General features: G+C 60.9%; 13 protein-coding genes and 1 pseudogene. 11 read left to right on the top strand and 3 right to left on the bottom strand.

Annotation, left to right across the window (positions count from 1 at the left end; all coding sequences use genetic code 11):
• Window positions 1-25: 25 nt before the first annotated feature.
• The gene (locus CKW35_RS02510) at window positions 26-1012 is read right to left on the bottom strand and encodes a DUF1852 domain-containing protein (RefSeq protein WP_023049282.1); all 987 of its coding nucleotides are present in this window, start codon (window positions 1010-1012) and stop codon (window positions 26-28) included.
• A 275-nt stretch (window positions 1013-1287) separates the two neighbouring features.
• Between CKW35_RS02510 and CKW35_RS02505 the strand changes: the two genes are divergently transcribed.
• From CKW35_RS02505 to arsH, 3 genes are all read left to right on the top strand, one after another.
• A complete protein-coding gene (locus CKW35_RS02505; RefSeq protein WP_016486251.1) occupies window positions 1288-1635 on the top strand; it encodes a metalloregulator ArsR/SmtB family transcription factor in 348 nt (115 codons plus the stop codon).
• Window positions 1636-1703: 68 nt separating this feature from the next.
• Window positions 1704-2174: an arsenate reductase ArsC gene (locus CKW35_RS02500; RefSeq protein WP_095114943.1), complete on the top strand. Its 471-nt coding sequence runs from the start codon at window positions 1704-1706 to the stop codon at window positions 2172-2174.
• A 13-nt stretch (window positions 2175-2187) separates the two neighbouring features.
• Window positions 2188-2889, top strand: a complete 702-nt coding sequence (gene arsH, locus CKW35_RS02495; RefSeq protein ID WP_060516711.1) for an arsenical resistance protein ArsH — start codon at window positions 2188-2190, stop codon at window positions 2887-2889.
• Between the two features lie 62 nt (window positions 2890-2951).
• On the opposite strand, the gene CKW35_RS02490 is transcribed toward arsH, so the two are convergent.
• A complete protein-coding gene (locus CKW35_RS02490) occupies window positions 2952-3260 on the bottom strand; it encodes a hypothetical protein (protein WP_095114940.1) in 309 nt (102 codons plus the stop codon).
• 295 nt (window positions 3261-3555) lie between these two features.
• On the opposite strand from CKW35_RS02490, the gene CKW35_RS02485 reads away from it, so the two are divergent.
• Both CKW35_RS02485 and CKW35_RS02480 read left to right on the top strand, forming a co-directional pair.
• The gene (locus CKW35_RS02485; RefSeq protein WP_016486247.1) at window positions 3556-4065 is read left to right on the top strand and encodes a ProQ/FinO family protein; all 510 of its coding nucleotides are present in this window, start codon (window positions 3556-3558) and stop codon (window positions 4063-4065) included.
• Window positions 4066-4265: 200 nt separating this feature from the next.
• Window positions 4266-5399, top strand: coding sequence for an aminotransferase class V-fold PLP-dependent enzyme (locus tag CKW35_RS02480; RefSeq protein WP_095114938.1), 1134 nt, complete (start codon window positions 4266-4268; stop codon window positions 5397-5399).
• Window positions 5400-5478: 79 nt separating this feature from the next.
• On the opposite strand, the gene CKW35_RS02475 is transcribed toward CKW35_RS02480, so the two are convergent.
• Complete coding sequence (locus tag CKW35_RS02475; RefSeq protein WP_016486245.1) at window positions 5479-5751, bottom strand: PepSY domain-containing protein; 273 nt, start codon at window positions 5749-5751, stop codon at window positions 5479-5481.
• Window positions 5752-6112: 361 nt separating this feature from the next.
• Here CKW35_RS02475 and CKW35_RS02470 point away from each other — a divergent pair, with 361 nt between their 5' ends.
• The 6 genes and pseudogenes from CKW35_RS02470 (at window position 6113) to CKW35_RS02445 (ending at window position 12473) form a co-directional block, all read left to right on the top strand.
• Window positions 6113-6484 carry a hypothetical protein gene (locus CKW35_RS02470; protein ID WP_016486244.1) on the top strand — a complete coding sequence of 124 codons (372 nt, stop codon included), beginning with the start codon at window positions 6113-6115 and terminating at the stop codon, window positions 6482-6484.
• Window positions 6485-6888: 404 nt separating this feature from the next.
• Window positions 6889-7416 (top strand): (2Fe-2S)-binding protein, encoded by a 528-nt coding sequence (locus CKW35_RS02465; RefSeq protein WP_060516717.1) that lies wholly within the window; start codon window positions 6889-6891, stop codon window positions 7414-7416.
• Window positions 7413-8414 carry a xanthine dehydrogenase family protein subunit M gene (locus tag CKW35_RS02460; RefSeq protein WP_016486242.1) on the top strand — a complete coding sequence of 334 codons (1002 nt, stop codon included), beginning with the start codon at window positions 7413-7415 and terminating at the stop codon, window positions 8412-8414. The genes CKW35_RS02465 and CKW35_RS02460 overlap by 4 nt, the downstream gene beginning before the upstream one ends.
• Window positions 8411-10609 carry a xanthine dehydrogenase family protein molybdopterin-binding subunit gene (locus CKW35_RS02455; protein WP_095114936.1) on the top strand — a complete coding sequence of 733 codons (2199 nt, stop codon included), beginning with the start codon at window positions 8411-8413 and terminating at the stop codon, window positions 10607-10609. The genes CKW35_RS02460 and CKW35_RS02455 overlap by 4 nt, the downstream gene beginning before the upstream one ends.
• 64 nt (window positions 10610-10673) lie before the next feature.
• Window positions 10674-10910, top strand: a pseudogene (locus tag CKW35_RS02450) (DUF72 domain-containing protein); the annotation flags it as partial.
• 213 nt (window positions 10911-11123) lie between these two features.
• A complete protein-coding gene (locus tag CKW35_RS02445; protein WP_095114934.1) occupies window positions 11124-12473 on the top strand; it encodes an SDR family oxidoreductase in 1350 nt (449 codons plus the stop codon).
• Window positions 12474-12496 lie beyond the last annotated feature (23 nt).

Here is a 12496-nt window from a genome sequence, read left to right as displayed (position 1 = left end):
AGGAAGACCTTATCTATTCAGTTGATCAGCAGGCGTAGTGGTTGGACCACTGCTCAAGTAGCGCGTGGTGCGGTTTGATAAAGTGCTCCTCGACAAAGCGCCCCTGCTCAATGGCCAGCCGGCTTCGTTCTTCTCGGTCATACACGATGCGCGTCAGGGAGTAATCCTGATGCTGCAGGCTGGGTTGGTAGCATTTCCCGGCGGCAGAGTTGGCGTTGTAGATTTCAGGTCGATAGATTTTCTGGAACGTGTCCATGGTACTGATGGTACTGATCAGCTCCAGGTGGGTGTAATCACTGAGCAAATCGCCGGAAAAATAGAACGCCAACGGCGCCACACTGTTGGGCGGCATAAAGTAACGCACGTGCAATCCCATCTTCTCGAAATACGTATCCGTCAAGGAATACGCATCCTGCTGGTATTCAAAGCCCAACACAGGGTGGTGATTATCCGTTCGAGAGTAAGTCTTGCTGCTCGAAACACTCAGACAGATGACGGGCGGCTTGTCGAAGTGCGCCTTGTACGTGCTTGAATTGATGAAGCACTTGAACAGCTTGCCATGCAGCTCACCAAAATGGTCTGGCGTACTGAATACAGCCTGGTTTGCATTATGCTCACGCAACAGCACACTAAAATCGTAATCCCGCACGTAGGAAGAAAAGTTATTCCCCACCATGCCCGCAAAGCGCTCGCCGGTGGGTCGGTCAATAATGCTTGTTTTCAACATTTCAATCAGGGGTAGCGCCTGATTGCCGCCTTCAGCCTCAATACCCATCTCGACAGAAATAATATCAAGCTCAACAGTGTAACGGTCGCCCTTGGGGTTATCCCAATGCGCCAATGCATTGAAGCGGTTATCGATCATCTGCAAGGTGCTGCGCAAGTTCTCTTGCCGGCTCACACCCCTCGCCAGGTTGGCGAAGTTGGTAGTGAGGCGCGTCTTTTCGGAGGGTTGATAATGCTCGTCAAAGCGGATGCTCTTGATGAAAAAATTGAAGTCGTTACTGGTCATGGCGGGGCGCCCACTTAAATATCCATATTTTCTATAATTGGCCCGTAGTTTAAGTTGGGGTACTGGGCGATGGAACTGAATTGATTTCACAGAACCTTTAGCCACGCTCATGACAAGGCACCCACCTTGAACGGGCTGTACACGCTTCGCTATCCGCCCATTGCAGCCCTCTGTGAACGATAGCTGTCGATCCAGGCAGCACGCGCGTGTCATGGGGCTTGCCCTGAACATATGGTAATGCGTATATTCGATTATCCATATGTTTTGGTGCAACCATGATTACCCCGCCCGATGTCTTCAAGAGCCTCTCTGACGAAACCCGCGCTCGCGCCACCCTGCTCATCGCCAGCCTGGGAGAACTCTGTGTTTGCGAGCTGATGTGCGCGCTGGGCGAAAGCCAGCCGAAGATCAGTCGCCATCTGGCGCAACTGCGCAGCAATGGCATGTTGCTGGACCGGCGCCAGGGTCAGTGGGTGTATTACCGCCTTAACCCGGCGCTACCGGCCTGGGTTCACGAGATGCTGCAGGTCACCTTGCAGGCCAATTCGCACTGGCTGGCCGACAACACACGTCGGCTCACGTGCATGGACGACCGCCCCGTGCGCGATGCCGCCTGCTGCTGAATCACCCTTTCGGCTCTGGCCCAAGCGCCGGCGCCTCTGACGTCCGCCACAAGGCGGAGGAGCCCTCCATGCGAGTCCTGTTCATGTGCACGGCCAACAGTTGCCGAAGCATCCTGTGCGAAGCACTTTTCAACCACTTGGCCCCTGCCGGTTTCGAGGCAGTCAGCTCCGGGAGCGTCCCCAAGGGGCAGGTTTTGCCCCGTAGCCTGAGCACGCTGGAGCAGGCCGGTATTTCGGCTGCTGGCCTGAGCAGCAAGGGCAACGACGCATTCGAGAGCAGCCCGCCGGACGTCGTTATTACGGTCTGCGACAAGGCCGCCGGCGAAGCCTGCCCGGTCTATTTCGGCCCCGCGCTGAAATCGCATTGGGGGTTGCAGGACCCGTCCGATGTCGTGGGTGACGAGGCGCAAGTCGACGCTGCTTTCCACGCCACGCTGGCCCACATCGCATCGCGCTGCCGCGCTTTCTTCGCCCTTCCCTTCGATCGCCTCGACCGTGATCAGCTCAAGCACGAGCTGGATCGCATCGGCACGCAATAAGCAGGAGTCAAAAATGTCCGAGCATCTCCCTAACCTCGACCTCGCATTGTTCGAGCTGCCCCCAACGGCAACCGTGGCAAGCGAGCACAAACCACGCATCCTGCTGTTGTATGGGTCTACCCGCGAACGCTCTTTCAGCCGCTTGCTGGTGGAGGAAGCCGCGCGTCTGCTGGAACACTTCGGCGCCGAAGCACGAACCTTCGACCCTTCGGGCCTGCCGCTGCCTGACGATGCGCCGGTTGAGCACCCCAAGGTGCAGGAATTGCGTGAACTTGTGCAATGGTCGGAAGGCCAGGTCTGGTGCTCGCCAGAGCGCCATGGGGCGATGTCTGCAGTGTTCAAGGCGCAGATCGACTGGGTTCCCCTGGCGCTGGGCGCCGTGCGCCCCACCCAAGGCAAGACCTTGGCGGTGATGCAGGTGTGTGGCGGCTCGCAGTCGTTCAACGTGGTCAACCAGTTGCGTGTGCTTGGCCGCTGGATGAGGATGTTCACGGTGCCGAACCAGTCCTCGGTACCCAAGGCTTACCTTGAGTTCGATGATGCCGGCCGGATGAAGCCTTCGCCGTACTATGACCGCGTTGTTGATGTGATGGAGGAACTGGTGAAATTCACCGTGCTGCTGCGTGATCGTCAGGATTACCTGGTGGATCGCTATTCAGAGCGCAAGGAAACCGCCGAACAGCTATCTGCACGCGTCAATCAGCGCTCAATCTGAAGCCGCCATGCGGCCCGCTTGCACCAGGATGGCTTGCCCACCCTGGTGCGCATCAGCAATGATCAGCGGTCCTGTTCGCCCTGCGGGTTATCGCGTTGCGATTGCTGACCCATGCGGTCTTTATCCGCCGGGTTCTCCTTGTCAGTCATGCTGTCTTCCTGCCGACCGCCCTTGCTTCCGGTATCGCGGCCCCAGTCTTTGTTCATTTTGTCCTCGGGCTTCTGCCCCGGCTGGTTCTGACCTTGTTGCGGGTGGTTGGGCATGCCACCACCCGAGCCTTGACCACCCTGCTGGCCGGTACCCGCCGTGTTGTTCCCGGCGCCTGCTTTGGGATTGCCCTGGTTGGCGCCCTTGTCTTGGTTATTAGCCATGATCGCTTACCTCAAGTCAGACACAGAAAGGCCTGTGTGTTCGTACGACTGCGGCTTGCCTGACGTGGATGTATTTATTCACAGCCTTTCGGATGAGCGATACCAAATGCAGGGGCCTGATACTGAGCTGCGCTAAATACCGATATGCCACAGCATCCGGAATGAGCCGGCATCCTGATGAATGGGGATGCCTCGGCCAGGAAAATTGGCACAATTCATCTGTTTAAGCTGATCTGTGGCGCTGCATGGCATATCCTTATGCCTCGCAATCAACTTCGAAGCAGTGAATTGAACAATGGGTTTTGAACAACTAGCTGAGCTACGTGACCGTCTGCGGGCGGAAAAAGTGCAGGAAAAGGCCGATAGCCCGAAACAACCCAAGCGCAAGTCCCCGCCACAGGCAAAGCCTCGTGAGCAGGACCCGGCGGTGGCAGCGATCTGGCCATTGCAAAAGCACTTTCCATTGGCCTTCCCTGTCAATCCGGCCCCCAAGGTTCCGCTCAAAGAGGGCATTTTCAAGGATGCCGAGCAGCACCTTGAGCTGCTCGGCATCACCCGTGAACAGCTCAAGCTGGGCATTTCTACCTGGTGCCGGGGTACCCGGTACTGGGCAAGCATGGTGGAGAATGCGCCGCGCCTGGACTTGAATGGTCAAGTCGCTGGCACAGTGACAGCGACTCAGGCGATCCATGCCAAGCAACAAGCTGCGCGGCATCGCAGCCAGGAACGTCGCAATCGTGCCAAGGCAAAAGCGCCTGTTGCGGCCCCCGCCGCCGAGATCACGGCGGCGCAGACTCCGGACTGAATTCAATCGCGCTCCCACAGGAAGGTCATCAGCCACCGAGGCCTGCGCTATACCTGTGGGAGCCGGGCTCGCCGGTTCCGGGTGCCTGCTTCGGACACACGGCGGAAGGGCTTCAGCGCAATCAGCCCCAATCTGTCTTGTCATTTGCCAAGGCTTCGGGCAGGGTCGATACCACTGACATCTCTGCCTAGGAGTCGCCCATGTCTACGCTTTATCCCAGTAATGATCCTGAGGGGCTGATCGAGTACTCGGTGGTCTACACCGACCGCTCGCTCAATCACATGTCACAAACCTTTCAAGGCGTGATGCGGAACATTTCCAGCACGCTGAAACAGGTCTATGGCGCCCAGGCTGTTGCGGTAGTGCCGGGCAGCGGTACATTCGGCATGGAATCGGTAGCGCGACAGTTTGCCACCGCTCAGCAATGCCTGGTGATACGCAACGGCTGGTTCAGTTATCGCTGGAGCCAGATCCTTGATATGGGCAACATCCCGGCGGCCACCACGGTACTCAAAGCCCGCCCGGTCGACACAGGGCACCAGGCTGCCTACGCGCCCCCGCCGCTGGAGGAAGTGCTGGCAAGCATCCAGGCGCACAAGCCTCAGATCGTCTTCGCCCCCCACGTTGAAACCTCATCCGGGATCATCCTGCCCGACGATTACCTGCGGGCCATCGGTGACGCCGTGCATGCGGTGGGTGGCCTGTTCGTGCTGGACTGCATCGCCTCTGGCACGCTGTGGGTTGATATGGAAAAGTGCGCAGTCGACCTGCTGATCAGTGCACCGCAAAAAGGCTGGAGCGCTTCCCCTTGCTGCGCCTTGGTGATGCTCAGCGCCTTGGCCCTGGAGCGCATCGAGCACACGCAGAGCAGCAGCTTTGCCTGCGACCTGAAGAAGTGGCTGCAGATCATGCAGGCCTACGAACAGGGCGGACATGCCTACCATGCGACCATGCCCAGCGATTCGCTGGCCCGGTTCAACGACGTGTTGAACGAGATGCAAGCCTACGGTTTCGACAAGGTGCGCAGCGAACAACAGGCGCTGGGTGATCGGGTGCGCGCCATGTTGACCGCCAAAGGTATCAAGAGCGTGGCCGCAGCCGGCTTTCAGGCCCCAGGCGTCGTGGTGAGCTACACCGATGATGCCGACATCAAGACCGGCAAGAAATTTGCCGATCACGGCCTGCAGATTGCGGCCGGCGTACCGTTGCAATGCGACGAGCCAGCCGACTTCCAGACCTTCCGCATCGGTCTGTTCGGGCTCGAAAAACTGCACAATATCGAGCGTACGGTCAACACCCTGGAGCAGGCAATCGATGAAGTGATGACGGGCTGAGCCGTCATCCCATTACAGCAAGGTCAGGCGCGTTACCCGTGAAACGGGCAGCGCGCTGATGCCACGGGTGGACAACTCATCAGTTATCCAGTTGATCCTTGATGATCTTGCCGTCATGGGGATCGACCTGGAATTCGTACTGTTTGCCGTCAGCTTTCATCCCCTCACCTTCCCAATGCCCATCATCGGCCTCGATCTTGGTGATCTGCGTGTAGCCGGCACCTTTGAGGGTGGCTTCGGCCTGATCCTTGTTCACCTTCCAGTCAGCGCCCGGCTGATCTGCCCATGCGGTAGTGCTTGCCAATGCGCCAGCCATGGCCAGGCCGGTGAACAGTCGAGTCATCGCTTTCATCGCTAACATCCTTTTTCATGAGGTTAAACGCTCTGACTGGCGCGCCAATGCCACCGTTCAGTTTTTTTCGATTGCAGCCGCGCTCATCAATCGGTGAAGAAGGCATGCGCGAAAACGATCAACCAAAGACCTGAAAATGACGGAAGGATGGGTCGAAGCAATTCGCTGTACGCGCTGCGGTCACACGGTGTGGCCACCTGCATCGGTCAACGCCCGTAACCGCTAGCGGGCTCCTCCCCAAAAGCTTTGGTCGTGGTGGTAATCAGCGCCAGTAAGGGCATTCCGTTCGTCAGTACCGACGCACAATTGGCTGCACGCGCAGGACGAAGAAGAAGTGACCAACGCAAAGAGGTGATTGCGCATGAACATCATCAAGCCCCATTCATTGCTGCTCGCCCTGTGCCTCGGTGCCAGCACACCGTTGGTGTTGGCAGCCACCGACATGAACGACCAACGCGCCCCTGGGGCGCAGACACAGGACAACGGCCCGTTGGATGGCACTGGCTCCGGCACGCCTGGGGATGGCATGGGAACCGGGTCTGGCGGTACGGGTACCAATGGCACCGACAATACCGGGGGTGACGGCACCGACAACGGCTCGGGCACGGGCACAGGCGCCGGTAACGGTACGGGTGGCGCCGCAGGGAGCGGCACTGGCCCGGGCGCCGGCAGCGGAGGCTCGGGCGGTTCCGGCGCTGGCGCTGGCGGTAGTGGCGGTGGTTCAGGCGGTTGACCCAACCCATCCAAGTCTGCGTGCGAGCAGCTCAAACTCCGAAAGCTAGCGAGCGCCCTGTGGGTGCGGGCATGCCCGCCCTCATAGAACAACGTATTGAGTTGGCTTCAACTTGTGGGAGCGGGCTTGCCCCGCGAACACCGGCAAAGCCGGTGCCATACACCGCGTTGCCTGCTTCGCGGGACAAGCCCGCTCCCACACCAGCCATTGTTCTCTGCGTGACAGCGCAGCCCACAGGGGATGAGTAGCCTCCCACAGGGGATGAGTAGCCTGCCACAGGGACTGTACAAGCTTCGAGACAAGGCACGGGCGGTTTTTGGCCAGTTCCGCTGAACGTTTGCACAGCCGGCCCGGTCGCACCACAGAGATGCAGTCAAGTGCAAGACCGACCGTGAGGACCTCCCATGAGCGCAACAGCCCCCGAGGGTGTCGTAGAACACCCCATCCACCTGACCCTGAATGGTCAGCCTCGATCACTGCAGGTGCAGCCCTGGACCACATTGCTCGACCTGCTGCGTGAGCAGCTAGACCTGATAGGCACCAAAAAGGGCTGCGACCATGGCCAGTGCGGGGCCTGCACCGTGTTGCGCGACGGCAAACGTATCAACGCCTGCCTCACGCTGGCCATCATGTGCGACGGGGCCGAACTGGTGACCATCGAAGGGCTGGCCAGCGACGGTGAACTTCACCCACTGCAGCGCGCCTTCATTCGCCATGATGCGTTCCAATGCGGCTATTGCACACCAGGGCAGATCTGCTCCGCAGTCGGTCTTGTACACGAAGGGCATGCCGACTCCCGTGAGGCCATTCGCGAGCAGATGAGCGGTAACCTCTGCCGCTGTGGTGCCTACGGCAACATTGTCGCCGCAGTAGAGGAAGCCATGCCGTTGATGAAGGACGTGCCCCGGCAGCAAGGCAGGACGACCCCATGACGCCATTCAGTTACCACAAGCCCGCATCAGTCAGCGAAGCCATCAACCTGGCAGATGCCAGCTCGCGCTTCATTGCCGGCGGTACCAACCTCGTCGACCTGATGAAGGAAAACGTGGTCCGCCCCAACCGCCTGATCGACATCTCCGGCCTTGGGCTGAACGGCATTCGGGCCACCTCCGACGGCGGCGTGCTGATCGGTGCGTTGGTGAGCAATGCCGACCTCGCCTGGGACCCGATCATCCAACAGCATTATCCGCTGCTGTCCGAAGCCATTCTGGCCGGGGCATCGCCTCAGTTGCGGAACATGGCCAGCACCGGCGGCAACCTGCTGCAACGCACCCGTTGTTACTACTTCTATGACACCGGCACACCCTGCAACAAGCGCGAACCGGGCAGCGGCTGCCCCGCGCGTACGGGCTTGAACCGTATCCATGCGATTCTCGGCGCCAGCGATGCCTGCGTCGCCACCCACCCCTCGGACATGTGCGTGGCGTTGGCGGCGCTCGAAGCGGTAGTACATGTACAGGGGCCTGCCGCTGAACGCCAGATACCCTTCGCGGCCTTCCACCGCCTGCCCGGCGATGCCCCGGAGCGCGACAATCAACTGGCAACTGATGAACTGGTGGTCGCCATCGAGTTGCCGCCCCCTGCATTCGAACAGCATTACCGTTATCTGAAGATCCGCGACCGCGCCTCCTATGCGTTCGCGCTGGTGTCCGTCGCCGCGGCCTTGAACCTTGATGGCGGCGTGATCCAGCAGGCTCGACTGGCGCTGGGTGGCGTTGCCCACAAGCCTTGGCGGGACACGGCTGTAGAAGGGATGCTGGCCGGCCAGGCGCCTTCGCAAGCGCTTTTCACCCAGGCCGCGCACACCGTGCTGCAAGGGGCCCAACCCCTGAGCCACAACGGTTTCAAGGTAGCACTCGCGCAGCGTGCAATCGTTCGGGCATTGAGCGAGGCAGTGCTCGGTGCCTCAGCCAGAGGGGCAAGACCATGATCGACACCACACCCATTGTCGGCACGCCCCTGGACCGCGTGGACGGCGTCGCCAAGGTCACCGGGCAGGCGCGCTACGCAGGTGAATACCCTCAAGCCGGGCTGCTACACGGCAGCGTCGTGTGCAGTACTATCGCCCGTGGTCGAGTGCTCGCCATCGACAGTACACAGGCAATGCGCGTGCCCGGGGTCATCGCTGTGCTCGACCATGGCCATCGGCCGCACATTTCCAGTTATGACGACGATTACAGTGACGCCGATTCGGCCGAGGGGTCGCCGTTTCGCCCCTTGTTCAACGACCGCGTGCTCTATAGCGGCCAACCGTTGGCCCTGGTGGTCGCCCACACCCTCGAACTGGCGCGGTACGCAGGCTCGCTGATCAGAATCGACTATGCCGAGCAGGCCCACCAGACAGACCTGGGTGCAACCCGGCAGTCGCATGAGGCCCCCGCCGAAACACCGGCACCACGAGGCGATTTTGCCGGGCAGTTTGCCGCCGCCCCGGTGCGGGTAGATGCCACCTACCTGACGGCCAACGAGCATCACAACCCGATGGAGCCGCATGCTTCCACCGTGCACTACAAGGCCGACGGCAGCCTCGAAATCCACGACAAGACCCAAGGCACGCAAAATTGCCAGGACTACCTGCACAAAGTGTTTGGCCTGCCCAAGGCCAACATACGCGTGCACGCGTCGTTCGTGGGTGGCGCCTTCGGCTCGGGCTTGCGCCCGCAGTACCAGTTACCGCTGGCCGTGATGGCGGCGCTGCATTTACAACGTTCGGTGCGCGTCACACTGACCCGCCAGCAGATGTTCACCTTCGGCTACCGGCCCCGTACCGAGCAGCGCCTGCGCCTGGGTGCGGACGCAGGCGGGCGGTTGCTGGCGATCGCCCACGATGCGCTTGGCCAGACATCACGCTTCGAGGACTTTACCGAACACCTGGTCGAATGGAGCGGCATGCTCTACCAGTGTGACAACGTTGCACTCAGCTATCACTTGGCGCCGCTCGATGTCTTTACCCCACTGGACATGCGCGCCCCCGGGGCCGCGTCAGGCATGATCGCCCTCGAATGCGCCATGGATGAGCTCGCCTGTGCAGCGCAGATCGACCCGCTCGACCTGCGCCGGCGCAACTTCGCCGCTAACAATGGCAACGAGGGCAAGCCCTACTCCAGCAAGGAGCTGCTGGCGTGCTACCAGCAAGGTGCCGAGCGTTTCGGCTGGCATAACCGCGACCCGCAACCGCGCAGCATGCGCAATGGCCACCAGCTGATCGGCTGGGGAATGGCTGGCGGCGTCTGGGAGGCCCTGCAAATGAAGGCCAGCGCCAAGGCGCACATCGATGCCCAAGGGCGCCTGACCGTCAGCAGCGCCACCACCGATATCGGTACCGGCACCTACACCGTCATGACCCAGATAGCAGCGGATGCGGTGGGCGCCAGGGTTCAGGATGTCACCTTCCTGCTGGGGGACTCCTCCCTGCCGACAGCACCGCTACAGGGTGGCTCTTTCACCGTGTCGTCGGTGGGCTCGGCCGTGCGCCAGGCCTGCCTGGTGCTGCGCAGCAAGCTGCTGGAACATGCGCGCAAGTCGTACCCTGAAGTGGCCAGCACCCCGACAGAGCAGATTGTCTTCGCCGATGGCTACCTGCATGCGGGCAACCATCGCCTGGCCCTGGCCGAGATCGTCGCCAGCACCCCGGGGCGAAATGTTGAAGCGCAGATAGAAGCCGAGCCAGGTGCCAAACGCCAACCCTTCTCCACCGCCACACATTCGGCGGTTTTTGTGGAGGTGCATGTTGACGAAGACCTTGGCACGATCAAGGTCACCCGTGTGGTCAGCGCCGTGGCAGCAGGACGGGTAGTCAACCCGAAAACCGCGCGTAGCCAGATTCTGGGGGGCGTGGTGTGGGGCGTGGGCATGGCCCTGCACGAAGAAGCATTGACCGATCACCAGTTGGGCCGCATCGTGAACCACAACCTGGCGGAGTATCACATTCCGGTGAACGCCGACAGCGGCGATATCGAGGTGATTTTCGTTGAAGAGAACGATGACATCGTCAACGAGCTGGGCTCCAAGGGGGTGGGCGAGATCGGCGTGGTCGGGGTGGCAGCAGCAGTGGCGAACGCTGTCTACCATGCCACTGGCAAGCGTGTGAGAGCGTTTCCGATCACCCTCGACAAGGTGCTGTAAACGGGCAGCTCAGCGCCTTTGCAAGCAGGCCTCGGTAACCAGCGCGTCGCCCGGGGCCGCTGCGATTGCGGTGTTTCATTTTCCCCGGCAGGGGGCTCATTTGCAGCGTTACGCGGCGCGCTTGAACGCGGTAGAAATCAACTCCTCGTTTTACCGTGCTCATCGATCGCAAACTTATGCCCGGTGGGCCGCGTCGGTGCCTGAGCACTTTCGTTTTTCCGTCAAGTTGCCCAAGGCCATCACCCATGAGCACCGCTTGCAAGGCTGTGCGGGCCTGCTCGAGCCGTTTCTCGATGAGTGCGGGCATCGCTTGGTCCTCACTCTCTTGGTCGAGGCTCGGGTATCGCGACAGGTTCACGCGCAGCACACCGGCGGTCACCTTGTCATTCAGCACGCCACTGAAGCCCTCGACCTGAACTTTACAGCGCCCCACGCATTCCCCTGCTTACTCGATGCCTTTGTCCACAACGAAGGTTGAACGCTAGCTGACACACTTCGAAAGGGGTTCTGCACCATGATTGATCAAGCGACAGGCATGAAACCAGGCGAACGCTACTGCGTGGAGAACATCGAACGCGCCCATCAATTTCCCGGTTTCTTTCAGGACGGCAAATATTACCTGGGCCCGGAACTGCTGACTGCAGTCGGCTGGCTCGAAGGGACCAGATTCATCTATGACAGCCTGGATGCAGAGGGCGAGCCCGTGTACGCGGACAGGGTAGCGGGCACTGTCGAGGGCCTGAAACTGGTGCTGGTCGACGGCACCGCCCTTGAGCTCTCGATGATAGAAGCCAGCGCCACCCTTGCGCCTGCGCCTGAGGACCTCACGCCAGCCCAGGCTGCCGAGCCTGCCCCACCGGCCGCCGCTGTATCAACACAAGGCCCGTTGCGCGGCAAGGTCGTGGTCATCACTGGCGCTTCAAGTGGCATAGGCAGGGCCGCTGCGCATGCCTTTGCGTGCAAAGGCGCTCGGCTGGTGCTTGCTGCCCGAGATGAGGAAGCGTTGTTCGACGTGCTGGACGAGTGCACTGAATGCGGTACGGACGCGGTAGCAATCGCTACCGATGTCAGCCGCAGCGATCAGGTGCAGGCGCTGGCCGCGCAGGCTGCCGAATTTGGCCATGGGCGAATCGATATCTGGGTCAATAACGCTGGCGTCGGCGCGGTCGGCAATTTTGAGGACACGCCACTGGAGGCGCACGAGCAAGTCATCCAAACCGACCTGATCGGTTACCTTCGTGGCGCCTACGTCGCCCTTCCCTATTTCAAGGCGCAGCGCAGCGGCATCCTGATCAACACGTTGTCACTCGGAAGCTGGATCGCGCAACCCTATGCAGCGGCCTATTCGGCGAGCAAATTCGGCCTGCGTGGCCTGACCGACGCCCTGCGCGGAGAACTGACGGCGTTCCCCGACATTCATGTCTGCGATATCTATCCTGCGGTCATGGACACCCCTGGTTTCAGGGATGGTGGCAACTACACTGGCCACACGCTGACGCCCCCCGGGCCAGTCTATGACCCGGAGTGGGTGGCCAAGGCCATGGTGGCTTGCGCCATCTCCCCGCGCGCGCGCACCACGGTCGGGGCAACCGCTCGCCTTGCACACTTGGCCAGCTACCTCGTCCCGGGGCTACCGCTGCTTTCAGGATGGCTGACCCGTTGGGGCTTGAGCCGTAGCCCAAGCGCCGCAACATCACCGGGGAACCTGTTTGAACCCCCGAGTGACCGGCGCAGTGTGGACGGTGGCTGGAGAGCCCGAAAAGACAAGACACTGGTGTTGGTGAGCGCCGCCGTGCTCGGCGCCATTGCCGGGTTTGCGATCACTCACTTGCAGCGCCAGCGCCGCCGAAGCGTTGACCGCTGAGCATCGAAGACAAAGGGCTTGAA

The organism is Pseudomonas sp. Irchel 3F3, assembly GCF_900187545.1.
Lineage (GTDB): Bacteria > Pseudomonadota > Gammaproteobacteria > Pseudomonadales > Pseudomonadaceae > Aquipseudomonas > Aquipseudomonas fortuita.
This window is presented reverse-complemented; position numbering and strand designations above follow the sequence as displayed.

Coding starts and splice junctions, on each gene's coding strand:
- CKW35_RS02510 (WP_023049282.1), bottom strand. CDS start 1,012: ATGACCAGTAACGACTTCAATTTTTTCATCAAGAGCATCCGCTTTGAC.
- CKW35_RS02505 (WP_016486251.1), top strand. CDS start 1,288: ATGATTACCCCGCCCGATGTCTTCAAGAGCCTCTCTGACGAAACCCGC.
- CKW35_RS02500 (WP_095114943.1), top strand. CDS start 1,704: ATGCGAGTCCTGTTCATGTGCACGGCCAACAGTTGCCGAAGCATCCTG.
- arsH (WP_060516711.1), top strand. CDS start 2,188: ATGTCCGAGCATCTCCCTAACCTCGACCTCGCATTGTTCGAGCTGCCC.
- CKW35_RS02490 (WP_095114940.1), bottom strand. CDS start 3,260: ATGGCTAATAACCAAGACAAGGGCGCCAACCAGGGCAATCCCAAAGCA.
- CKW35_RS02485 (WP_016486247.1), top strand. CDS start 3,556: ATGGGTTTTGAACAACTAGCTGAGCTACGTGACCGTCTGCGGGCGGAA.
- CKW35_RS02480 (WP_095114938.1), top strand. CDS start 4,266: ATGTCTACGCTTTATCCCAGTAATGATCCTGAGGGGCTGATCGAGTAC.
- CKW35_RS02475 (WP_016486245.1), bottom strand. CDS start 5,751: ATGAAAGCGATGACTCGACTGTTCACCGGCCTGGCCATGGCTGGCGCA.
- CKW35_RS02470 (WP_016486244.1), top strand. CDS start 6,113: ATGAACATCATCAAGCCCCATTCATTGCTGCTCGCCCTGTGCCTCGGT.
- CKW35_RS02465 (WP_060516717.1), top strand. CDS start 6,889: ATGAGCGCAACAGCCCCCGAGGGTGTCGTAGAACACCCCATCCACCTG.
- CKW35_RS02460 (WP_016486242.1), top strand. CDS start 7,413: ATGACGCCATTCAGTTACCACAAGCCCGCATCAGTCAGCGAAGCCATC.
- CKW35_RS02455 (WP_095114936.1), top strand. CDS start 8,411: ATGATCGACACCACACCCATTGTCGGCACGCCCCTGGACCGCGTGGAC.
- CKW35_RS02445 (WP_095114934.1), top strand. CDS start 11,124: ATGATTGATCAAGCGACAGGCATGAAACCAGGCGAACGCTACTGCGTG.